The 23,725-nt window shown below is 64.2% G+C and carries 17 protein-coding genes; 13 read left to right on the top strand and 4 right to left on the bottom strand.

Annotated elements, in window-relative coordinates:
• Positions 1-295: 295 nt before the first annotated feature.
• Complete coding sequence (locus tag DNK34_RS05015; protein ID WP_131174421.1) at positions 296-2,734, bottom strand: penicillin-binding protein 1A; 2,439 nt, start codon at positions 2,732-2,734, stop codon at positions 296-298.
• Positions 2,735-2,915: 181 nt separating this feature from the next.
• Here DNK34_RS05015 and DNK34_RS05010 point away from each other — a divergent pair, with 181 nt between their 5' ends.
• From DNK34_RS05010 to DNK34_RS04960, 11 genes are all read left to right on the top strand, one after another.
• Complete coding sequence (locus tag DNK34_RS05010; protein WP_131174420.1) at positions 2,916-3,980, top strand: pilus assembly protein PilM; 1,065 nt, start codon at positions 2,916-2,918, stop codon at positions 3,978-3,980.
• On the top strand, positions 3,980-4,552 hold the full coding sequence (gene pilN, locus DNK34_RS05005; RefSeq protein ID WP_131174419.1) for a type 4a pilus biogenesis protein PilN: 573 nt from the start codon (positions 3,980-3,982) through the stop codon (positions 4,550-4,552). The genes DNK34_RS05010 and pilN overlap by 1 nt, the downstream gene beginning before the upstream one ends.
• On the top strand, positions 4,549-5,172 hold the full coding sequence (pilO, locus tag DNK34_RS05000; protein ID WP_131174418.1) for a type 4a pilus biogenesis protein PilO: 624 nt from the start codon (positions 4,549-4,551) through the stop codon (positions 5,170-5,172). The genes pilN and pilO overlap by 4 nt, the downstream gene beginning before the upstream one ends.
• The gene (pilP, locus tag DNK34_RS04995; RefSeq protein ID WP_131174417.1) at positions 5,169-5,690 is read left to right on the top strand and encodes a type 4a pilus biogenesis lipoprotein PilP; all 522 of its coding nucleotides are present in this window, start codon (positions 5,169-5,171) and stop codon (positions 5,688-5,690) included. The genes pilO and pilP overlap by 4 nt, the downstream gene beginning before the upstream one ends.
• A 53-nt stretch (positions 5,691-5,743) precedes the next feature.
• Positions 5,744-7,864, top strand: coding sequence for a type IV pilus secretin PilQ (locus DNK34_RS04990; RefSeq protein ID WP_131174416.1), 2,121 nt, complete (start codon positions 5,744-5,746; stop codon positions 7,862-7,864).
• Positions 7,865-7,867: 3 nt separating this feature from the next.
• The gene (gene aroK / locus DNK34_RS04985) at positions 7,868-8,386 is read left to right on the top strand and encodes a shikimate kinase AroK (RefSeq protein WP_131174415.1); all 519 of its coding nucleotides are present in this window, start codon (positions 7,868-7,870) and stop codon (positions 8,384-8,386) included.
• Between the two features lie 50 nt (positions 8,387-8,436).
• A complete protein-coding gene (gene aroB / locus DNK34_RS04980) occupies positions 8,437-9,543 on the top strand; it encodes a 3-dehydroquinate synthase (RefSeq protein WP_131174414.1) in 1,107 nt (368 codons plus the stop codon).
• A gap of 7 nt (positions 9,544-9,550) precedes the next feature.
• The gene (locus DNK34_RS04975) at positions 9,551-11,095 is read left to right on the top strand and encodes an SPOR domain-containing protein (RefSeq protein WP_131174413.1); all 1,545 of its coding nucleotides are present in this window, start codon (positions 9,551-9,553) and stop codon (positions 11,093-11,095) included.
• Positions 11,096-11,338: 243 nt separating this feature from the next.
• Entirely contained in the window at positions 11,339-15,787 is a 4,449-nt protein-coding gene (gene gltB, locus DNK34_RS04970) for a glutamate synthase large subunit (protein WP_131174412.1), read from the top strand.
• Between the two features lie 115 nt (positions 15,788-15,902).
• A complete protein-coding gene (locus DNK34_RS04965) occupies positions 15,903-17,321 on the top strand; it encodes an FAD-dependent oxidoreductase (RefSeq protein WP_131174411.1) in 1,419 nt (472 codons plus the stop codon).
• A 129-nt stretch (positions 17,322-17,450) separates the two neighbouring features.
• Complete coding sequence (locus DNK34_RS04960) at positions 17,451-18,551, top strand: glycerol dehydrogenase (protein WP_131174410.1); 1,101 nt, start codon at positions 17,451-17,453, stop codon at positions 18,549-18,551.
• On the opposite strand, the gene DNK34_RS04955 is transcribed toward DNK34_RS04960, so the two are convergent.
• On the bottom strand, positions 18,544-19,911 hold the full coding sequence (locus DNK34_RS04955; RefSeq protein WP_131174409.1) for an LLM class flavin-dependent oxidoreductase: 1,368 nt from the start codon (positions 19,909-19,911) through the stop codon (positions 18,544-18,546). The genes DNK34_RS04960 and DNK34_RS04955 overlap by 8 nt on opposite strands.
• A 112-nt stretch (positions 19,912-20,023) precedes the next feature.
• Positions 20,024-21,004 carry an aliphatic sulfonate ABC transporter substrate-binding protein gene (locus tag DNK34_RS04950; RefSeq protein WP_131174408.1) on the bottom strand — a complete coding sequence of 327 codons (981 nt, stop codon included), beginning with the start codon at positions 21,002-21,004 and terminating at the stop codon, positions 20,024-20,026.
• Positions 21,005-21,237: 233 nt separating this feature from the next.
• Here DNK34_RS04950 and hemE point away from each other — a divergent pair, with 233 nt between their 5' ends.
• Complete coding sequence (hemE, locus tag DNK34_RS04945) at positions 21,238-22,305, top strand: uroporphyrinogen decarboxylase (RefSeq protein ID WP_131174407.1); 1,068 nt, start codon at positions 21,238-21,240, stop codon at positions 22,303-22,305.
• Between the two features lie 6 nt (positions 22,306-22,311).
• Here hemE and DNK34_RS04940 read toward each other — a convergent pair whose 3' ends face one another.
• Positions 22,312-22,713: a DUF2141 domain-containing protein gene (locus DNK34_RS04940; RefSeq protein WP_131174406.1), complete on the bottom strand. Its 402-nt coding sequence runs from the start codon at positions 22,711-22,713 to the stop codon at positions 22,312-22,314.
• Positions 22,714-22,795: 82 nt separating this feature from the next.
• On the opposite strand from DNK34_RS04940, the gene DNK34_RS04935 reads away from it, so the two are divergent.
• Entirely contained in the window at positions 22,796-23,713 is a 918-nt protein-coding gene (locus DNK34_RS04935) for a dialkylrecorsinol condensing enzyme (RefSeq protein ID WP_131174405.1), read from the top strand.
• Positions 23,714-23,725 lie beyond the last annotated feature (12 nt).

Here is a 23,725-nt window from a genome sequence, read left to right as displayed (position 1 = left end):
CGACCCATCCTGCACGGGATTCAGCGATAAGCGCAGAGGATGACCAGGCTTGTGTAGGTGTTGCGACCTCGCAGCGAATGGTGGGCACGACGCCGTTTTTGCAGGATGGCCGCAATCAATTCGCCCCGAGGTCGGGGCTCCTACAGGCGAACCCTGTGGTTGCGAGCGGCTACTGTCGTGGATGGCGTTGACACTTTTCGTCAGTTATCAACACTATTTCAAGCTTCAAGCTTCAAGCTTCAAGCGCACAGCGGAACGCGCTTCTACTTGCCGCTTGCAGCTTGCCGCTGCCCTTTCAGAACAGATCGATAGGAGCGGCTTCGTCGGCGGGCAGCGGGCTGCCGGGGATGCCCATGCCGGGATCCAGTTCGTTCATCGGTGGCGGCGAGTCTTCGCTCTTGAACAGTTCGAAGTAGGCATCCGGTGTGCCGGGTGTGGCCGCGCGGCCGCTGTGCGGGTCGATGCGCAGGGTGAGGATGCCATCGGGCTCTTCCGGCACATGGCTCGGCTTGTCCTTGAGCACGGCGCCCATGTAGTTCATCCAGATCGGCAGGGCCACGGTGCCGCCATATTCGTTGCGACCCAGGCTTTCCGGCTGGTCGAAGCCGGCCCACACGGTGGTCACGTAGTCGGCGTTGTAGCCGGAGAACCAGCTGTCCTTGGATTCGTTGGTGGTGCCGGTCTTGCCCGCCAGGTCGGTGCGTCCCAGGGCCATGGCGCGGCGGCCGGTACCGCGTTTGATCACGTCCTGCAGCATGCTGGTCATGATGTAGGCGGTGCGTTCGTCGATGATGCGTTCGGCATCGACCTTCGGCGGCGCCTCGGGCAATTGCTCCGGCGCCGCTTCGCCAATGCTCATCACGCCTTCCTCGTTGACCGGCGGCGGCACCTCCGGTTGCGCCCCTTCGGGAACGGTTGGCGGGCTGGCGATGAACAGCGGATCGCCATGACGGTTGTCGATGCGCTGGATCAGGTAGGGCTGGATCTTGTACCCGCCATTGGCGAAGCTGGTCCAGCCGCTGGCGATTTCCATCGGCGTCAGGTTGGCGGTGCCGAGGGCCAGGGACAGGTTGCGCGGCAGATCCTGTCTGTTGAAGCCGAAGCGGCTGATGTAGTTCAGGGTGTGCTCGATGCCGATGGCCTGCAGCAGGCGGATGGACACCAGGTTGCGCGACTTGTACAGCGCTTCGCGCAGGCGGATGGGGCCGAGGAAGGTGTTGTTGTCGTTCTTCGGGCGCCAGACCTGATCGAGGTAGTCGTCGACGAACACGATGGGGGCGTCGTTGACCAGGCTGGCGGCGGTGTAGCCGCTGTCCAGCGCCGCACTGTAAATGAACGGCTTGAAGCTCGAGCCCGGCTGACGCTTGGCCTGCACGGCGCGGTTGTAGTTGCTTTGCTCGAACGAGAAGCCGCCGACCAGGGCGCGTATCGCGCCGTTCTGCGGGTCCAGCGACACCAGGGCGCTCTGCGCGCTGGGCAGTTGCACGAAGCGCAGGCTGTCGTCGGCCTGACGCTGCACGCGGATCAGGTCGCCGATCTGTACCACATCCGCCGGTTGCTGTGGGCGTGGGCCGAGGCTGTTGGTGTTGAGGAAGGGGCGGGCCCATTTCATGCTGTCCCAGGACACGGCTTCTTCCTTGCCGCTGCGGGTCAGTACCAGAATGCCGCTTTTTTCCACCTGGGTGACGATGGCCGGATCGAGCCCGCCGCGTGGCGTCTGTTTGTTCAGTTCGCTGAGCCAGGTTTCCCGGGTCATGCCGGGCAGGCGGCTTTCCGGGCCGCGGTAACCATGGCGCTGATCGTAGTCGATCAGGCCGTCGCGCACGGCCTGGTTGGCGGCCTGCTGCAGGTCGCTGGGCACGGTGGTGGTGACGTTGAAGCCCTGGGTGTAGGCGTCGCTGCCGTAGCGTCCGACCATTTCCGCGCGCGCCATTTCGGCGACATAGGGCGCCGGTACCTCGGGGGTCGGTACGTGATAGCTGGCGCCGAGGGGTTCGGCCAGGGCGGCCTGATAACGTTCCTGGTCAATACGGCCCAGACGTTGCATGCGGCCGAGAATCCAGTCGCGTCGCTCCTTGGCGCGGGTCGGGTTGGCCAGCGGGTTGAAGCTCGAGGGGGCCTTGGGAAGACCGGCTATCGTCGCGAGCTGGGAAAGGCTCAAGTCGCGGATGGATTTGCCGTAATAGACCTGGGCGGCGGCTTCGATGCCATAGGCGCGGTGGCCCAGGTAGATCTTGTTGACGTACAGCTCGAGGATTTCGTTCTTGCTCAGTTCGCGCTCGATCTGCAGGGCCAGGAGGATTTCCGTGATCTTGCGCGAAAAGCTGCGCTCGCTGGTGAGGAAGAAGTTCTTCGCCACTTGCATGGTGATGGTGCTGCCGCCCGACTGGATTTGCCCGGTTTTCAATAATTGCGTGGCAGCGCGCATCAGACTTGTAAGGTCGACGCCATAATGATTTGCGAAGTTATCGTCTTCCGCGGCGAGCAGGGCGCTGATGAAGTCGGGGGGGATATCGGCGAAGGCGATGGGCGAGCGACGCATTTCGCCGAATTCGGCGATGAGTTTGCCATCGCTGCTGTAGACGCGAAGCGGAATCTGTAGCTCTATGCTGCGCAGCGCATCGACGGAGGGCAGGGTGGGACTCAAGTACAGGAAGGCACCGCTCAGACTGAGTAGCAGCGCACAAAAAACAGCGACGCCGGACCAGCAGAAAAACTTCAGCAAACGCATCAAGATTTTTGGATTTCCAGATAAAAGAATGAGTTAAGCGGAAGACAAAGCTAAAAGGCAAAAACTGTTCACATTATAAGCGTTTTTTTTGCCGGAGAGCCATTTGCGCTTCTGTCAAGACTGTTATTTAATGTGAAAAAACATAAATAGTCCGTAAGTTGCGGATGCCAATAGGAAATCGGTCGTGCTAGGGCTCTTCAGTAAGAAAGCGAATACGCTTTTGGGGATCGATATAAGTTCGACCTCCGTCAAGCTCCTCGAATTGAGTCGCTCAGGAAGCCGCTACAAGGTAGAGGCTTACGCTGTCGAGCCGCTCCCAGCCAATGCTGTCGTGGAAAAGAACATCGCCGAGCTCGAAGGCGTCGGGCAGGCATTGTCGCGTGTACTGGCGAAAGCCAAGACCGGGGTGAAGACGGTTGCCGTCGCCGTCGCCGGTTCCGCGGTGATCACCAAGACCATCGAGATGGAAGCCGGTCTGTCGGATGACGAGCTCGAGAACCAGTTGAAGATCGAAGCCGATCAGTACATCCCCTATCCCTTGGAGGAGGTGGCGATCGACTTCGAGGTTCAGGGTGTCTCGGCGCGCAATCCGGAACGGGTGGAGGTTCTGCTGGCGGCCTGCCGCAAGGAGAACGTCGAGGTGCGCGAGGCCGCTCTGGCCCTGTCCGGCCTGACCGCCAAGGTGGTCGATGTCGAAGCCTACGCACTGGAGCGCGCCTACGGGCTGCTCGCCGAGCAACTGGGCGGCGGCCACGACGAGCTGACCGTGGCGGTGGTCGACATCGGCGCCACCATGACCACGCTGAGCGTGCTGCACAACGGGCGCACCATCTATACCCGTGAGCAGTTGTTCGGCGGCCGGCAACTGACCGAGGAGATCCAGCGTCGTTACGGTCTGTCGGTCGACGAAGCCGGCCTGGCGAAAAAACAGGGAGGCCTCCCGGACGACTATGACAGCGAAGTGTTGCAGCCGTTCAAGGATGCCGTGGTGCAGCAGGTCTCCCGGTCCCTGCAGTTCTTCTTCGCCGCCGGCCAGTACAACGATGTCGATTACATCCTGCTGGCGGGCGGGACCGCCTCGATCCCCGATCTCGATCGTCTGATCCAGCAGAAGATCGGCACCCAGACACTGGTGGCCAATCCCTTCGCGGACATGGCGCTGAGCGGCAAGGTGAACGCGGGGGCGCTGGCCAGTGACGCACCGTCGCTGATGATTGCCTGCGGCCTGGCGATGAGGAGTTTCGACTGATGGCGCGGATTAACCTCCTTCCCTGGCGCGAACAGCTGCGCGAAGAGCGCAAGCAGCGCTTTCTGGTGTCCTTGGCCGGTCTGTTGGTCGTGGCCGCCGGCCTGGTGTTCCTGGGTGACCAGTACCTCAATGGCGCGATCAGCAATCAGCAGGCGCGTAACGATTTCGTGCGTAAGGAAATCGCCGTGCTGGATGCGCGAATCGCCGAGATCAGCGAGTTGAGAACCCGTCGTCAGCAACTGCTCGAGCGGATGAAGATCATTCAGGACCTGCAGGGCAATCGTCCGATCATCGGGCGTGTGTTCGACCAGTTGGTCAGAACCCTGCCCGATGGCGTGTATTTCACCGCCGTGAAAATGACCGGCAAGAACATTGCCATCGTCGGTGCGGCGGAATCGAACAACAGGGTTTCGAACTTGATGCGTAACATGGATGCTTCCGATTGGCTGCAGGCGCCGAACCTGACCGAGGTCAAGGCCGTCACCGCGGGTGCGTTGGATCAGGCCAACGTGTTCCAGCTGACTGTCCAGCAGACGCAGCCGCAGGGCGATGATGCGGAGGTCAAGCCATGAGTCTGAGTGATTCGCTGGAAAGCCTGCGCAAGATCGATATCAACGATCTCGATCTCAACAACATCGGTTCTTGGCCGGCGGCGGTCAAGGTCATCGCCGGTGTGCTGGCCGTGGTGCTGGTACTGGCGCTGGGCTACAACTTTCACCTGAAGGATCTGCAGGCGAACCTGGATCAGAAGCGTGGCGAGGAAGCGACGCTGAAGGAGCAGTTCTCGTCGAAGGCATTCCAGGCCGCCAACCTCGAAGCCTACAAGGAGCAGATGAAGGAAATGGAGGTGTCGTTCGGCGCGTTGCTCAAGCAACTGCCCAGCGATACCGAAGTGCCCGGCTTGCTCGAGGACATCACCCGTACCGGCCTGGGCAGTGGTCTGGAGTTCGAGGAGATCAGGTTGCTGCCCGAGGTGACCCAGCAGTTCTATATCGAGCTGCCGATCCAGATCAAGGTGGTCGGCGCTTACCACGATCTGGCGACTTTCGTCAGTGGCGTGGCCAGTTTGCCGCGTATCGTCACCCTGCATGACTTCGAGATGGTGCCGGCCAGCGCCGATAGCACCTCCAAGCTGCGCATGAGCATCCTGGCCAAGACCTACCGCTACAACGACAAGGGAGTTCAGCCATGAAGCGTGCTTTCCTGTCGTGCCTGGTGCTGGTCAGCCTGGGTGGTTGTGGCGGTGGCGGCGACTTTGCCGACTTGCAGGCGTACATGGATGAGGTGCGCGCACGGCCCAAGGGCTCGATCGAGCCGCTGCCCAAGTTCCAGCCTTACGAGAGCTTCACCTACAGCGCGGCGAATCTGCGCAGTCCGTTCCAGCCCCCGGTCAAGATCGATGTGGTCAACCGCCCCAAGGGCTCGGCGGAGATCAAGCCGGATGAGACGCGCGTCAAGCAGTTCCTCGAAGGCTTCAATATCGAGGTGTTCGAGATGGTCGGCACGCTGTCCAACGAGCGCGGCTCGTTCGCGCTGGTCAATGGCGCCGGTGGTGTCCATCGCGTCCGGGTCGGGGATTACCTGGGGCGCAACGATGGCCGCATCGTCTCCATCGACAGTGCCAAGATCGAAGTGATCGAGATCGTCCCCGATGGTGACGGTGGCTGGCTCGAACGCCCACGTACCCTCCCTCTTAAAGAGCGCTCTTGAGGAGCGAGGTGAACATGAACAGAAATAACCGGTCTGCCAAACGGAACCTAAGCATGAACAGCTCTTTCTCGCGTCTCGGCGTTTCGCTGCTTGCGATCCTGCTCTCTCCCGCAGCACTGGCGGCCAACCTGCAGGCGCTGGATGTCGCTGCGCTGCCGGGTGATCGCGTCGAGCTGAAGCTCTCCTTCGACGAGCCCGTCGCCGCGCCGCGCGGCTATACCATCGAGCAGCCGGCGCGAATCGCCCTGGATCTGCCGGGCGTGGCCAACAAGCTGGGGGTCAAGAACCGCGAGCTGGGCATGGGCAACGCCCGTAGCGTGACCGTGGTCGAGGCCAAGGATCGCACCCGGCTGATCATCAACCTGACCAATCTGGCGCCCTACAACACGCGCACCGACGGCAACAACCTCTACGTGCAGGTCGGTACCGGCGTGACCGCGGCGCCAGCCAGCGCCGCCCCGGCTCCGGTGGCCTCCACGACGCCGGCCGCGGCGCCCAAGCCGAAGGTGTTCGGCGCGGTGGGCAAGGCGATCAGCAATATCGATTTCCAGCGTGGCGAGCAGGGCGAGGGCAATGTGGTCATCACCCTGTCCGATGCCTCGGTGAGCCCGGATATTCAGGACCAGGGCGGCAAGATCCGCCTGGACTTCTCCAGAACCCAGTTGCCCGAGTCGCTGCGGGTGCGTCTGGACGTCAAGGACTTCGCCACGCCGGTGCAGTTCGTCAGTGCCACGGGCAGTGGTGACAACGCCAGTATCGTCATCGAGCCGGTGGGGGCCTACGATTACCTGGCCTATCAGACCGACAACAAGCTCACGCTCAGCATCAAGCCACTGACCCAGGAGGACGTCGACAAGCGCAAGGCGGATCGTTTCACCTACAGCGGTGAAAAACTGTCGCTGAACTTCCAGGACATTGATGTGCGCTCGGTGCTGCAGTTGATCGCCGACTTCACCGACCTCAACCTGGTGGCCAGCGATACGGTCGCCGGCAATATCACCCTGCGCCTGCAGAACGTGCCCTGGGACCAGGCCCTGGACCTGGTGCTCAAGACCAAGGGCCTGGACAAGCGCCAGATCGGCAATGTCCTGCTGGTCGCGCCGGCCGAGGAGATCGCCGCCCGTGAGCGTCAGGAACTCGAGTCGCAGAAGCAGATCGCCGAACTGGCGCCGCTGCGCCGCGAGCTGATTCAGGTCAACTACGCCAAGGCGGCGGACATGGCCAAGCTGTTCCAGTCGGTGACCAGCGCCGATGGCGCAATCGACGAGCGCGGCTCGATCACCGTCGACGATCGTACCAACAGCATCATCGCCTACCAGACCCAGGAGCGCCTGGACGAACTGCGGCGTATCGTGGCGCAGCTGGACGTGGCGGTGCGCCAGGTGATGATCGAGGCGCGCATCGTCGAAGCCAACGTCAATTACGACAAGGCGCTGGGCGTACGTTGGGGCGGTACTGCCACCAGCGGCAACTGGGGGGTGTACGGCAAGGATGGGGCGCAGACCTTCGAGGATGGGGTTCGCTATTTCCCGGGCAGCAGCACGATTGGCGATTACGAGGCCGAGACCGGGGTGGCCCCCGTGCCCTTCGTCGACATGGGGGTGTCGGGCAGCACCTCCGGTATCGGCATCGGTTTCCTGAGCGACAACCTGGTGCTGGATCTGCAGCTATCGGCCATGGAAAGCTCGGGCAATGGCGAGATCGTTTCCCAGCCCAAGGTGGTGACCTCGGACAAGGAGACGGCCAAGATCCTCAAAGGCCAGGAGGTTCCCTACCAGGAGGCCAGCTCCAGTGGCGCGACCAGTACCTCGTTCAAGGAGGCGGCGCTGTCGCTGGAGGTGACGCCGCAGATCACCCCGGATAACCGCATCATCATGGAGGTCAAGGTCACCAAGGATGCCCCGAATTTCCAGAATGCGCTCAACGGCGTGCCGCCCATCGACAAGAACGAGGTTAATGCCAAGGTGCTGGTTTCCGATGGCGAGACCATCGTCATCGGTGGCGTGTTCTCCAATACCCAGAGCAAATCTGTCGAGAAGGTGCCATTCCTGGGCGACCTGCCTTACCTGGGCCGGCTGTTCCGCCGCGATATCGTGCAGGACAACAAGTCCGAGTTGCTGGTTTTCATCACGCCGCGCATCATGAACACTCAAGCGGTGGCCGTGAGTCGGTGAGTTGTGCGTAATCTGATCCTTGTTGGCCCGATGGGCGCTGGAAAAAGCACCATCGGGCGTTTGCTTGCCAAAGAGTTGCGGTTGCCATTCAAGGACTCCGACAAGGAGATCGAACAGCGTACCGGTGCCGATATCCCCTGGATCTTCGACGTCGAAGGGGAGCAGGGCTTCCGCGAGCGCGAGCAGGCGGTGATCGGCGAGCTCTGCGATGCCGATGGCCTGGTACTGGCCACCGGCGGCGGCGCCGTGCTGCGCCCGCAGAATCGCCAGGCCCTGCGCGCTGGCGGTCGGGTCATCTACCTGCATGCTTCCGTGGAGCAGCAGATCGACCGTACCGCGCGGGATCGCAACCGTCCCCTTTTGCGTGCCCCCGACCCGGGCAAGGTGCTGGGCGACCTGCTGGCGATCCGCGATCCGCTCTACCGGGAAATCGCCGACGTGATCGTGGAAACCGACGAGCGTCCGCCGCGCATGGTCGTTCAGGAGATACTCGAGCGGCTGGAAGCGCTCGCGCCCCGTTAAAGCGCGGGCCGAACTGCGCTATCCTAGAGCCCTTTCCAATCGGGGGCTCCATGCAAACACTCCAGGTCGATCTCGCTGAGCGCAGTTACCCCATCTATATCGGTGCCGATCTGCTGCAACGTGCCGATCTGCTGGCGCAGCATATCGTCGGCCGGCAGGTCGCCATCGTCAGCAACGAGACGGTCGCGCCACTCTATCTCGCCGCGCTCGAGTCGGCGCTGGCCGGTTACCGGGTGACCTCGATCGTCCTGCCCGATGGCGAGGCGTTCAAGAACTGGCAGACGCTGCAGACGATCTTCGATGGTCTGCTCGGTGCCCGGCATGACCGCCGTACCACGGTCATTGCCCTGGGCGGCGGGGTGATCGGCGACATGGCGGGGTTTGCCGCCGCCTGTTATCAGCGCGGAGTGAATTTCATCCAGATACCCACCACCCTGCTGTCGCAGGTCGACTCGTCGGTCGGCGGCAAGACGGGCATCAACCACCCCCTGGGCAAGAACATGGTCGGGGCGTTCTACCAGCCCCAGGCCGTGCTGATCGATACCCGCAGCCTGGTCACCCTGCCGCCGCGCGAGCTGTCGGCGGGACTGGCCGAGGTGATCAAGTACGGCTTGATCTGCGACGAGCCCTTCCTCGGCTGGCTGGAAGCCAACATGACGGCCCTGCGCGCGCTGGATCAGGTGGCCCTGACGGCGGCCATCGAGCGTTCCTGTGCGGCCAAGGCGCGGGTGGTCGGCGCCGACGAGCGCGAGTCGGGCGTGCGGGCCACGCTCAATCTGGGGCACACCTTCGGCCATGCCATCGAGACCCATATGGGCTACGGCGTCTGGCTGCACGGCGAGGCGGTGGCGGCAGGGACGGTCATGGCGCTGGAGATGTCCTGCCGCCTCGGCTGGATCGACAGCAACGAGCGGGATCGCTGCATGCGCCTGTTCCTGGCCGCCGGTTTGCCGGTGGTGCCACCGGCGGAGATGACGCCGGAGCACTTTCTTGAGCATATGGCGGTCGATAAGAAGGTGCAGGATGGCCAACTGCGCCTGGTGCTGTTGCGTGCAGTGGGTGAAGCGGTGGTCACCAGTGAGTACCCGCGGGACATCTTGAATGCCACGTTGAGCGCCGATTACGCGGCGTTGGTGGCTCGGCTTAACAATCAGTGAGTGTTCAATGACCAGTTTGCATGCCGACGAAGCGTTTCTCGATCACTATCAGTTCACCCATGACCCCTTTGCCGCGCGGGTGCCGGGCTTCAAGTTCTTTCCTGCCCAGCGCAAGCCGGTACTCGGGCAACTGCATCATCTGGCGCGCTACAGCCAGTTGCTGTTGGTGGTGACGGGGCCGGAGGGCAGCGGCAAGACCCTGTTGCGTCAGGCCCTGGTGGCCAGCACCAACAAGCAGGCGGTACACAATGTCGTGGTCTCGGCCCAGGGGGCGGCGGACCCGGCGACCTTGCTGCGCCATGTCGCCCAGGGCCTGAACGCTCAGCAGACCGATACGGCCGCGTTGCTGGCGCAGGTTGGCCAGTTGGCGCTGACCGGCCAGGAGGTCTACCTGCTGGTGGACGATGCCGAGGAGCTCAGCGATGCCGCACTGGAGGCCCTGCTGGCCCTGGCCGAGGGCAATGGCGATGGCCGTGCCCACGTGTTCCTGTTCGCCGACAGCGAGCTGATCGAACGTCTGGATGCCATGGCCGATGGCGCGGAAGCCTTCCACGTCATCGAACTGCAGCCCTACGAGGAAGACGAGACGCGCGATTACCTGGCCCAGCGTCTGGAAGGCGCTGCCCAGGGGCTGGAGGTGTTCTCCGACGAGCAGATCGAGTCGATCCATGAGCGTTCCGGCGGCTGGCCGGGCGAGATCAACCGCGTGGCGCGGGAGGTGCTGATCGACGCCATGGCCAGCCGCCGTGGCGCGGCCAAGCGCTCCGGCTTCGCCTTCAGCCTGCCGAAGAAACACCTGCTGGCCCTGGCCGTCGTGGGCATCGGCGTGGTGGCTGCCTGGCTGATGCAGGGGCGCTCCGACCCGGCCGATGTCGCGCAGCCAGTGGCGCAGGTGCCGCTTGGCCAGACTGCGCAGCCGAGTGCACCGGCTGCGCCCGCGGGCAACGCCCAGGAGCCCGCTCCGGCCATCGAGTTCGCCGGAAGCAATCAGCCGTTGCCTTTGCCATTGGTCGGCCAGTCTCAGCCGGTGATTCGTCAGCCTCTGGCGCAGGCGGCGACCGGCGAGGTCGATGGGGATGGCGAGGCCGAGGTTGCCGAGCCGATCGCCAATGCACCGCCACCCGTTGTCTTGCCGCCCGCTGCGCCCGAGCCGGCGCCGGTGGTCACGCCGCCACCGGCCCAGGCGCCGGCCGCTCAGCCACCGAAGCCGGTGGCGCAGGCGCCTAAGCCCGCGGCACCCGCACCCGCGCCGCCCGCTCAGGCGGCTTCGGGTTCGGCCTGGTACTCGACGCAAACGGCGTCGCATTACACCCTGCAGATTCTGGGCACCAGCTCGGAAAGCAGTGCGCAGGCCTTCGTTCGTGCCAATGGCGGGCAATACCGCTATTTCAAGAAGCAGCATCAGGGCAAGCCGCTGTTCGTCGTGACCTACGGCAGCTTTGCCAGTCGCGATGCCGCCCAGGCCGCGTTGAAAGCGCTGCCGGCCCAGGTGCAGGCGGGCAAGCCCTGGCCGCGCACCTTCGCCAGCGTCACCCAGGAGATCACGCCGTAGCGTTGATTGGATAATGCTCGCGCAGCCGTATTGGCTAGCATGGCTGTAGCGAGCATTCTTTCAATTTTGCGACATTGGCTTCTGTTGTTTCGTCACAATAGATTTGTGACGCCCTGTCCGGATATGTACAATGACCTCCCTTTTGCCTGCGCAAAGCTGGCGCATCGTCCTGCGCGCAAGGTAATAGTCTGATTTAGAAAGAAAAAATGCCTGAATTTAGAGGCAGTCTGGTGAGAGTTCCCTATGAAAGCAGGTCTGTACCATCCTGATGAGTTCAAGGATAACTGCGGCTTCGGCCTGATTGCCCATATGCAAGGTGAGGCGAGCCATCACCTGTTGCAGACCGCGATCGAAGCGCTCACCTGCATGACTCACCGTGGGGGCATCAACGCCGACGGCAAGACGGGTGACGGTTGTGGCTTGCTGATCCAGAAGCCCGATCTGTTTCTGCGGGCGGTGGCCAAGGATACTTTTGGCGTCGAGCTGCCCAAGCAGTATGCGGTGGGCATGGTCTTCCTCAATCAGGACACGGCCAAGGCCGACGTGGCCCGCGAACACATGAACCGCGAAATCCAGGCGGCCGGCCTGACCCTGGTCGGCTGGCGCAAGGTGCCGATCGATACCAGCGTGCTCGGCCGCCTGGCTCTCGAGCGCCTGCCGCAGATCGAGCAGGTGTTCATCGCCGGTGACGACCTCAGCGATCAGGCGTTCGCCATCAAGCTGTTCAGCGCCCGGCGCCGTTCGTCGGTGGCCAATGCCGGCGACAGCGAGCACTACATCTGCAGCTTTTCGCACAAGACCATCATCTATAAAGGCCTGATGATGCCGGCCGACCTGCAGCAGTTCTACCCGGACCTGGGTGACGAGCGCCTGCAGACCGCCATCTGCGTATTCCACCAGCGCTTCTCCACCAACACCCTGCCGAAGTGGCCGCTGGCGCAGCCGTTCCGTTTCCTCGCCCACAACGGCGAGATCAACACCATCACCGGCAACCGTAACTGGGCCCAGGCGCGTCGCACCAAGTTCGCCAATGGCCAGATTCCCGACCTGGACGAGCTGGGCCCGCTGGTCAACCGCGTGGGTTCCGACTCCTCGAGCATGGACAACATGCTCGAACTGATGGTCACCGGCGGCATCGACCTGTTCCGCGGCGTGCGCATGATCATTCCGCCGGCCTGGCAGAACGTCGAGACCATGGACGCCGACCTGCGCGCGTTCTACGAATACAACTCCATGCACATGGAGCCCTGGGACGGCCCGGCCGGCGTGGTGCTGACCGATGGCCGGCATGCCGTCTGCCTGCTCGACCGCAACGGTCTGCGCCCGGCGCGCTGGGTCACCACCCGCAATGGCTACATCACCCTGGCCTCGGAAATCGGCGTGTGGAATTACCAGCCCGAAGACGTGATCGCCAAAGGCCGTGTCGGCCCCGGGCAGATCCTCGCCGTGGACACCGAAACCGGCCAGGTGCTGGAAACCGACGACATCGACAACCGCCTGAAGTCGCGCCACCCCTACAAGCAATGGCTGCGCAAGAGCGCCCTGCGCATCCAGGCGACCATGGAAGACAACGACCATGGCTCGGCCTTCTACGAAGCCGACCAGCTCAAGCAGTACATGAAGATGTTCCAGGTCACCTTCGAGGAGCGCGACCAGGTGCTGCGCCCGCTCGCCGAACAGGGCCAGGAAGCGGTCGGCTCCATGGGCGACGACACGCCGATGGCGGTGCTGAGCCAGCGCGTGCGCTCGCCGTACGACTACTTCCGCCAGCAGTTCGCCCAGGTCACCAACCCGCCGATCGATCCGCTGCGCGAAGCCATCGTCATGTCCCTGGAGATCTGCCTCGGCGCCGAGCGCAATATCTTCGAGGAGTCGCCGGAACATGCCTCGCGGGTGATCCTCAGCTCGCCGGTGATCTCGCCGGCCAAGTGGCGCACGCTGATGAACCTGGATCGCCCGGGGTTCGAGCGGCAGATCATCGACCTCAACTACGACGAGTCGATCGGCCTGGAAGCGGCCGTGCGCAACATGGCCGATCAGGCCGAGGAAGCCGTGCGCGGCGGCAAGGTGCTGCTGGTACTCAGCGATCGCCATATCGCCCCGGGCAAGCTGCCGGCCCACGCGGCGCTGGTCACCGGCGCGGTGCACCACCGCCTGACCGAGACCGGCCTGCGTTGCGACTGCAACATCCTGGTGGAAACCGCCACCGCGCGTGACCCGCACCACTACGCGGTGCTGATCGGTTTCGGCGCCTCGGCGGTCTATCCGTTCCTGGCCTACGAAGTGCTCGGCGACCTGATCCGTACCGGCGAAGTGCTGGGCGATCTCTACGAGGTGTTCAAGTACTACCGCAAGGGCATCTCCAAGGGCCTGCTGAAGATCCTCTCGAAGATGGGCATCTCCACCGTCGGTTCCTACCGCGGCGCCCAGCTGTTCGAAGCCGTCGGCCTGGCCGACGAGGTCACCGAGCTGTGCTTCCGGGGTGTGCCGAGCCGCCTCGAGGGCGCGCGCTTCGTCGACCTGGAAGCCGAGCAGAAGGCGCTGGCCGGCGAAGCCTGGAACAACCGCAAGGCGATCCAGCAGGGCGGCCTGCTCAAGTTCGTCTACGGCGGCGAGTACCACGCCTACAACCCGGATGTGGTCAACACCCTGCAGGCTGCCGTGCAGCAGGGCAGCTACGAGAAGTTCAAGGAATACACTGCCCTGGTGGACACCCGTCCGGTGTCCATGCTGCGCGACCTGCTGCAGGTCAAGCTGGCCGACCAGCCCCTGCCGCTGGACGAGGTCGAGCCGCTGGAAGCGATCTTCAAGCGCTTCGATGCCGCCGGTATCTCCCTGGGCGCCTTGTCGCCCGAGGCCCACGAGGCCCTGGCCGAAGCGATGAACCGCCTCGGCGGGCGCTCGAACTCCGGCGAGGGCGGTGAAGACCCGGCCCGTTACGGCACCATCCGCAGCTCCAAGATCAAGCAGGTAGCCACCGGCCGTTTCGGCGTGACCCCGGAGTACCTGGTCAACGCCGAAGTGCTGCAGATCAAGGTGGCCCAGGGCGCCAAGCCCGGCGAGGGCGGCCAGCTGCCCGGTGGCAAGGTCAACGGCCTGATCGCCAAGCTGCGTTACGCGGTACCCGGCGTCACCCTGATCTCGCCGCCGCCGCACCACGATATCTACTCGATCGAGGATCTGGCGCAGCTGATCTATGACCTCAAGCAGGTCAACCCGTCGGCCCTGGTCTCGGTCAAGCTGGTTTCCGAAGCCGGCGTCGGCACCATCGCCGCCGGTGTGGCCAAGGCCTATGCCGACCTGATCACCATTTCCGGCTACGACGGCGGCACCGGCGCTTCGCCGCTGACCTCGATCAAGTACGCCGGTGCGCCCTGGGAACTGGGCCTGGCCGAGACCCACCAGACCCTGCGTGGCAATGACCTGCGCGGCAAGGTGCGGGTGCAGACCGACGGCGGCCTGAAGACCGGCCTGGACGTGATCAAGGCCGCCATCCTCGGCGCCGAGAGCTTCGGCTTCGGCACCGCGCCGATGGTCGCCCTGGGCTGCAAGTACCTGCGCATCTGTCACCTGAACAACTGCGCCACCGGCGTGGCGACGCAGAACGACAAGCTGCGCAAGGATCACTTCATCGGCACCGTCGACATGGTGGTGAACTTCTTCACCTATGTCGCCGAGGAAACCCGCGAGTGGCTGGCCAAGCTGGGCGTGCGCAGCCTGGAACAGCTGATCGGGCGCACCGACCTGCTGCAGATGCTGCCGGGCGAGAGCGCCAAGCAGAACCACCTGGATCTGAGCCCGCTGCTGGGCAGCGACCACATCCCGGCGGACAAGCCGCAGTTCTGTGAAGTGGAGAAGAACCCGCCGTTCGACCAGGGCCTGCTGGCCGAGAAGATGGTCGAGATGGCCAGCGCGGCGATCGCCAGCGCCAGCGGCGCCGAGTTCAACCTGGACATCTGCAACTGCGACCGTTCCATCGGTGCCCGTGTCTCCGGCGAGATCGCCCGGGCGCATGGCAACCAGGGCATGCTCAAGGCGCCGATCACCTTCCGCTTCAAGGGCACCGCGGGGCAGAGCTTCGGCGTGTGGAACGCTGGCGGCCTGAACCTATACCTCGAAGGCGACGCCAACGACTACGTCGGCAAGGGCATGACCGCCGGCAAGCTGGTGATCGTGCCGCCCAAGGGCAGCCCGTTCAAGACCCAGGACAGCGCCATCATCGGCAACACCTGCCTGTATGGCGCCACTGGCGGCAAGCTGTTCGCCACGGGGACCGCCGGCGAGCGTTTCGCCGTGCGCAACTCCGGCGCCCATGCGGTGGTGGAGGGCGTGGGCGACCACTGCTGCGAGTACATGACCGGCGGCTTCGTCTGCGTACTGGGCAAGACCGGCTACAACTTCGGCTCGGGCATGACTGGCGGTTTCGCCTACGTGCTGGACCTGGACAACAGCTTCTACGACCGGGTCAACCACGAGTTGGTGGAGATCCAGCGGATCAACAACGAATCCATGGAGGCCTACCGCAGCCACCTGCAGCGCGTACTGGCCGAATACGTCGACGAGACGTCGAGCGAGTGGGGCCGCAATCTGCTGGAGAACCTGGACGACTACCTGCGCAAGTTCTGGCTGGTCAAACCGAAGGCGGCGAACCTCAAATCGCTGCTGTCCAGTACCCGGGCCAACCCGCAATGAAGCAGCTGCAAGCGGCAAGCCTCAAGCTGCAAGTTAGAAGCAGCGGGCTTGCCGGCCACCGTGATTGTCTTGCGGCTTGCAGCTTGAAGCTTGCCGCTGCTGTTAAGAGGTTTTTATGACTGAACGTCTGAATAACGACTTCCAGTTCATCGAAGTCGGGCGCAAAGACCCGAAGAAGAAGCTGTTGCGTCAGCGCAAGAAAGAGTTCGTCGAGATCTACGACAACTTCAAGCCGGCTCAGGCCAGCGACCAGGCGCACCGCTGCCTGGGCTGCGGCAACCCCTATTGCGAATGGAAGTGCCCGGTGCACAACTTCATTCCCAACTGGCTGAAGCTGGTGTCCGAGGGCAATATCCTCGCCGCCGCCGAACTGAGCCACCAGACCAACACCCTGCCGGAAGTCTGCGGCCGCGTGTGCCCGCAGGATCGCCTCTGCGAAGGTGCCTGCACCCTGAACGACGGCTTCGGCGCGGTGACCATCGGCTCGGTGGAGAAGTACATCACCGACACCGCCTTCGCCATGGGCTGGCGCCCGGACATGTCCAGGGTCAAGTCGACCGGCAAGCGTGTCGCCGTGGTCGGTGCCGGCCCGGCCGGCCTGGGTTGCGCCGACGTGCTGGTGCGCAATGGCGTGACCCCGGTGGTGTTCGACCGGAACCCGGAAATCGGCGGCCTGCTGACCTTCGGCATCCCCGAGTTCAAGCTGGAAAAGAGCGTGCTGAGCAACCGCCGCGAAGTCTTCACCGGCATGGGCATCGAGTTCCGCCTGAACACCGAGGTCGGCAAGGACGTGACCATGCAGCAATTGCTGGATGAGTACGACGCCGTGTTCATGGGCATGGGCACCTACACCTACATGAAGGGCGGCTTCCCCGGCGAAGACCTGCCGGGCGTGCACGACGCCCTGGATTTCCTGATCGCCAACGTCAACCGCAACCTCGGTTTCGAGAAGTCGCCGGAAGACTTCGTCGACATGAAGGGCAAGCGTATCGTCGTGCTCGGTGGCGGTGACACCGCCATGGATTGCAACCGCACCTCGATCCGCCAGGGCGCCAAGTCGGTGACCTGCGCCTACCGCCGCGACGAGGAGAACATGCCCGGCTCGCGCAAGGAGGTGAAGAACGCCAAGGAAGAAGGGGTGAAATTCCTCTTCAACCGCCAGCCCATCGCCATCGTCGGCGAAGACCGGGTCGAAGGCGTGAAGGTGGTCGAGACCCGTCTCGGCGAGCCGGATGCCCGTGGCCGGCGCAGCCCCGAACCGATCCCCGGTTCCGAGGAAATCATCCCGGCCGAAGCCGTGCTGATCGCCTTCGGTTTCCGTCCGAGCCCGGCGCCCTGGTTCGACGCGTTGCAGATCCAGACCGACAGCCAGGGCCGGGTGATCGCCCCCGAGCAGAGTCGGTTCAAGCACCAGACCAGCAACCCGAAGATCTTCGCCGGTGGCGATATGGTGCGCGGTTCCGACCTGGTGGTGACGGCGATCTTCGAAGGCCGCAATGCCGCCGAAGGCATCCTGGATTACCTGCAGGTCTGATCTCGGCAGTCCGCTTCGAGGCCGGCGATCAGCCGGCCTCGTCGTTTCCGCCACTTTGCTGACCTGAGGCAATAGGTCGCGCCCGCCCCGCTTCTACACTACCTCCAGAGCTTTTCTCAGGAGGTTCCCATGCTTACCACTGCCATTTTCCCATCCCGTTATGTCCAGGGGCGCGGCGCTCTCGAACAGCTCGGTGTCGAGCTGTCGCGTTTCGGCGGCAAGGCGCTGGCGCTGCTCGATCCCTTCGCCGACGACCATCTGGGCGCGTCCCTGGAAAAGGCCTGTGCCGGTCATGTCGAATGCCTGAAGGTACGTTTCGCCGGCGAATGCTGCGACGAGGAAATCGGCCGCCTGGTGACGCTGGCTGGCGACAGCCAGCCCCAGGTCATCGTCGGCATGGGCGGCGGCAAGGCGCTGGATACCGCCAAGGCCCTGGCCCATGAGCTGGGCCTGCCGGTGGCGGTGGTGCCGACCCTGGCCTCCAGCGATGCGCCGTGCAGCGCGCTGTCGGTGATCTATACCGCCGAGGGGGCCTTCAAGCGTTACCTGATCCTGCCGCGCAATCCCGATCTGGTACTGGTCGACAGCCAGGTCATCGCCCAGGCCCCGGCGCGCTTTCTGGTCTCCGGCATGGGCGATGCCCTGGCCACCTGGTTCGAGGCCGAGGACTGCCGCATCCGCGGCGCCGCCAACATGACCGGCCGTCCGGGGCCGCGTACGGCCCATGCCCTGGCCCGGCTGTGCTACGACACACTGCTGGAGTACGGCCCGCTGGCTCTGCAGGCCTGTCGGCAGCAGGTGGTGACGCCGGCGCTGGAACATGTCATCGAGGCCAACACCCTGTTGTCCGGCCTGGGTTTCGAAAGCGGTGGCCTGGCCGCGGCCCATGCGATCCACAACGGCTTCACCGCGCTCGACGAAACCCATGACTACTGGCATGGCGAGAAGGTCGCCTTCGGCGTGCTGAGCATGCTGATGCTGCGCGACAGCGAGCCGGCCCTGATCGATGAGGTGTACACCTTCTGCATCGCCATCGGCCTGCCCGTGACCCTGGCCGATATCGGCCTGAGCGAGGTTGGCGACGACTACCTGCTGCGTGCCGCCGAACTGGCCTGCGCGGTGGGCGAGAGCATCCACAACGAACCCTTCCCGGTGGATGCCCGCAGTGTCCTGGCGGCCATGCGCACGGCTGATGCCGAAGGGCGGCGTCGCCTCGAACTGGCTAAATAGCCGCCTGATGGGCGGCGTGGCGCGGCTCGAGCCGGTCGCCCCGGCCGAACAGCTGGTGCCTCAGGCTGCCGGCCTCGTAGTGTTGCCGGTAGCGGCCGCGGCGTTGCAGTTCGGGCACCAGCAGGTCGACGACGGCGTCGAGGTCGTCATGGGCGACGGCGTAGGTCAGGTTGAAGCCGTCGATGCCGGTGGCGTCCAGCCATTCCTCCAACTGGTCGGCGACCTCGCCGGGTGAGCCGAGCATGACCGGCCCGCGGCCACCCAGGCAGACGAACTCGGCGGCCTCGGCCACCGTCCACTGGCGGTTCGGGTCGCTGCGGGTGAAGGACGCCAGGGCGGTGCGTCCGGCATCGTTTTCCAGGTACTCGATCACCTGGTCGCCGCGCAGGTTCGACAGGTCGATGCCGGTCCAGCCGGAGAGCAGCGCCAGTGCGGCTTCGACGTCCACGTAGCGGCGATAGTCGGCCAGTTTCGCTTCGGCGGCGGCGCGACTCGGCGCGACGATGACCAGCGCCTGGGCGTAGATCAATTGTTCTTCGGCTTGTCTGCCGGCGTCGTGCAGGGCCTGGCGCAGACCGTCCACCAGCCCCTTGAGCACGGTCTGGGTCGGGCCGCTGATGAACACGCATTCGGCATGGCGGGCGGCGAAGGCCTGGCCCCGGGGCGAGGCGCCGGCCTGGAACAGCACCGGGGTGCGTTGCGGGGATGGCTCGCAAAGGTGGATGCCGGGCACCTGGTAATGGGCGCCGTGGTGGCCGATCGGGTGCACCTTGTCCGGGTCGATGTACGGGCCGTGGGGATTGCCGCGGTTGACCGCGCCGTCCTCCCAGCTTCGCTCCCACAGTTTGTAGAGGACTTGCAGGTATTCCTCGGCCAGCTCGTAGCGCTGGTCATGGCCCAGTTGCCGGTCGAGCCCCAGGTTGCGCGCTGCGCTGTCCAGGTACCCGGTGACGATGTTCCAGCCGACCCGGCCGTCGCTCAGATGATCCAGGGTCGACATGCGCCGGGCGAAGGGATAGGGGTGTTCGTAGGTCAGCGAGAAGGTCACGCCGAAGCCCAGGTGCCGGGTGACGGCGGCCATGGCCGGTACGATCAGCAACGGGTCGTTGACCGGCACCTGCACGCCGCCGCGCAGGGCTGCTTCGGGGCTGCCCTGATAGACGTCGTAGACGCCCAGCACATCGGCGATGAACAGTGCATCGAACAGCCCGCGTTCGAGTAGCTGCGCCAGTTCCAGCCAGTAAGGCAGGCGGTTGTGCTGCTGGCTGCGATTGCGCGGATGGCGCCACAGGCCGGGTGACTGATGGCTGGCGGCGTTCATGCTGAAGGCATTGAAGCGAATCGGTTTGCGTGAGGTCATGGCGGCTCTACCGTGGTGCGGTTCAAGGACAGGGCGCAGGCGGGATGAACGATGCGCCCCGCCGTTCAGGCGGGACGGGCCGTCCTCGGGACAGGCGCCTGCTTCGCCCGGGTCAGGGCAACAGCGATTCTGGATAGACGGCGTCGTCGACGCGCAGTGGTTTCGGGATCAGCCCCAGGCCCAGGAAGGTGTCGGCCAGTTTCTGCTGCTCGGCGACGATGGCCGGGGTGATGGCCTCGGCCGCGTAGTCACGCCGCTGGGTGGCCAGTAGCAGCACGTCCGGGGCGATGCCCAGTTGCGGTGCCAGCAGCTCGGCGACCTGCTGGGGATTCTTGTTGGCCCAGTCGCTGACCTCGGCCAGTTGCGCGAAGAAGGTTTTCACCAGCGCGGCGTTGGCCTTGCTGAAGTCGGCCGTGGACAGGTAGAAGGTGCGGTTGTTGGTCAGGCCCTGGCCGTCGCGCAGGTTGCGCACCGCCAGCGTCTTCTCGGCCGCGGCGAGGAAGGGGTCCCACAGCGTGGCGGCCTGCACCGAGCCCGATTGCAGCGCGGCGATGGCATCGGCGGCATTGTTGACGTAGGCCGCCGTGATGTCGCTGTAGCTCAGGCCGGCTTCCTGCAGGGCCAGGGCCAGCAGGTACTGGGCATTCCAGCCCCGGCCAGTGGCTACGCGTTTGCCCTTGAGGTCGGCGATGTTCTGGATATCCCCCTGATCCTGCACCAGGATGCCGATGCCCTTGGGATAGGGCTGCTCGGCCGCCAGGTAGACCACTGGCTTGCCGGCTGCCTGGGCGAATACCGAGGGCGCATCGGCGGCGTGGCCCAGGTCGATGGCGCCTGTGCTCAGCGCTTCCAGCAGTTGCGGGCCGGCGGCGAACTCGTACCAGCTCACCTTCACGCCTTGAGCCTCGAGCGCCTTCTCCAGGGCGCCGCTGCCCTTGAGAATGTTCACGCTGTTGAACTTCTGATAGCCAATGCGCAGGGTCTTGGCGCCCTCGGCGTGGGCCGCTTGCCAGGGCAGCCACAAGGCGCTGGCGGCCGCCAGCAGTCCCAGGGTGAAGGCGCGGCGGCTGGGGAGGCGGAAGTGACGGGCCATGCTGAACTCCGAGATTCGATTCGTTATAGATGGCCTCCAATATAGAACCAGAAAGAACTAACGATCACGTCTAATCTCTGTTTTAGATATATCGTTTTCTTTCTTTTACCTAATCAGGGAATATAAAGACCCCTTTTGCCGTGGCCAAAAGCCGCAGCTGGCCCCGGGTGCCGTGTCTTTTTCGCCGTGCTTTGCGACAATGGCGGGTCTGCCGTCCCTGGAATCCATGTGCCATGACTGACCTGAAGAACGACCGTTTCCTGCGTGCTCTGCTCAAGCAACCCGTCGACGTCACGCCGGTGTGGATGATGCGTCAGGCCGGTCGTTACCTGCCCGAGTACCGGGCCAGCCGGGCCAGGGCCGGCGATTTCATGAGCCTGATGATGAACCCCGAGTTCGCCTGCGAAGTCACCCTGCAGCCGCTGGATCGTTATCCGCAGCTGGACGCGGCGATCCTGTTCTCCGACATCCTCACCATTCCCCACGCCATGGGCCAGGGCCTGTATTTCGAGACCGGCGAGGGGCCGCGTTTTCGCAAGGTGATCGACAACGCCGCGGATGTCGACGCGCTACCGATTCCCGATCCGGAAAAGGATCTCGGTTACGTGATGGATGCGGTACGTACCATCAAGTCGGCACTGGGTGGCCGTGTGCCGCTGATCGGTTTCTCGGGCAGCCCGTGGACGCTGGCGACCTATATGGTCGAGGGCGGCTCGTCGAAAGACTTCCGCAAAATCAAGGCCATGCTCTACGACAACCCCGAGGCCATGCACGCCCTGCTCGACAAGCTGGCGCAATCGGTCACCGCCTACCTCAACGGGCAGATCCGCGCCGGCGCCCAGGCCGTGCAGATCTTCGACACCTGGGGCGGCAACCTGTCCTCGGCGGCCTACCAGACGTTCTCCCTGGCCTACATGCAGAAGATCGTCGACGGCCTGATTCGCGAGCATGACGGGCGCACCATCCCGGTGATCCTGTTCACCAAGAATGGTGGGTTGTGGCTGGAGTCGATGGCGGCTACCGGTGCCGACGCGCTGGGCCTGGACTGGAGCTGTGACATCGGCGAAGCGCGCAGCCGCGTCGGCGCCCAGGTGGCGCTGCAAGGCAATATGGATCCCACCGTGCTGTATGCCAAGCCTGCGGCGATCCGCGCCGAGGTCGCGCGCATTCTCGCCAGCTACGGCACTGGCAGCGGCCACGTGTTCAACCTGGGACACGGCATCACCCCGGAAGTCGACCCGGCCCATGCCGGCGCCTTCCTCGAGGCCGTGCACGAGCTGTCCGCTCAGTATCACCGCTGACCGGCATCAGTCCGCCTGGCGTCCACCTCGGGGCTGGTGCAGGCGTACGCCGATCAGAGTGTCCTCTTCACCGTGCTCGAACTGAGCGTCCTTTGGCTTGGGCTTGCCCTTGAACAGTGACGGGTTGCTGGAAAACCCGACTGGCTCGAGGGGAATTCCTCGCGGGCTGAGGTCGAGGCGACCGTTGCCGTTGCTGTCCTGAAACAACTGCAGGGCGAAGCGTCCGGGCGGCACGTCCTTGAGGATCAGTTGCTCCCCTGCGCCCTGCAGCTCACGCAGCATGGGCTCCCAGCTTTCCTGCTCAGCGGCCACCAGGGCCAGGTACAGCGTGGCGTCGCTCTGGTTGTCCTCCACGCGTATCAGCAGATCGCCCGCCTGCGCCGACAAAGAGCCGAGCAGGAGAACCACTGCGCAGACCGTGCAGCCTTTGGTTACGATTTGAAGAATTCTCTGTGGCATAATCCGCCCATTTTGCAGGGATTCGCTTTAAATGCGTCAGGTTCTCGTCGTTCACTTCTCACAGACTGGCCAATTGAACCGCCTGGTGCAATCGGTCTGTGCGCCCCTGCAGGCGAGTGACGGCATCCAGGTGGATTTCCTGGCGCTGGAGCCGGCCAAGCCTTTTCCCTTTCCGTGGCCCTTTCTCGGCTTCTTCCGGATCTTCCCGGAAACCGTGCTGATGCAGCCGCAGCCCCTGTTGCCGTTGGCAATCGATGCCGACAAGGATTACGACCTGGTGATTCTCGCCTATCAGGTGTGGTTCCTGTCGCCGTCGTTGCCGTTCACCAGTTTCCTCGCGACGCCCGAGGCCGCGCGGCTGTTGCAGGATACGCCCGTGGTGACCCTGATCGGCTGCCGCAATATGTGGCTGATGGCCCAGGAAAAGGTCAAGACGCGCCTGCAGGCGTTGGGCGCAAAACTGGTCGACAATGTGGTGCTGACCGATGCCTGCGGCACGGCGGCGAGTTTCCTGGCCACGCCGTTGTGGATGTTCACCGGTCGACAGAAACCCTACAGCTGGGTGCCGCGCGCCGGTATCGACGAGATGGAAATGGCCGATGCCAGCCGCTTCGGTGATGCTATGGCGCGCCGCCTGCTGGCTGACGAGCAGCCCATCGAGCAACCGATGCTCCGCGGCCTGGGTGCGGTGAAGGTGGATGAAAAGCTGATCGCCAGCGAAAAGGTCGGTAATCGCAGCTTCACGCTGTGGAGCCGGCTGCTTGCCGCCCTCGGCCCGCAGCAGAGCAAGCGCCGTGGCGCCGGGCTGATGGTGTACATCGTGTTCCTGATCTGCCTGATTCTGACCGTGGTGCCGATCAGTGCCCTGTTGAAAAAAATGTTGGCCCCGCTGTTCAAGGCGCGAATCCAGCGTGAAAAGGCCTACTTCGCCGGCCCGTCCGGCGAGTGAAGTGGTTCGAGG

Source organism: Phytopseudomonas dryadis, from assembly GCF_004327355.1.
Classification (GTDB): domain Bacteria; phylum Pseudomonadota; class Gammaproteobacteria; order Pseudomonadales; family Pseudomonadaceae; genus Aquipseudomonas; species Aquipseudomonas dryadis.
The sequence above is the reverse complement of the archived record's forward strand: the minus strand, read 5'-3'. Positions and strand labels throughout refer to the sequence as shown.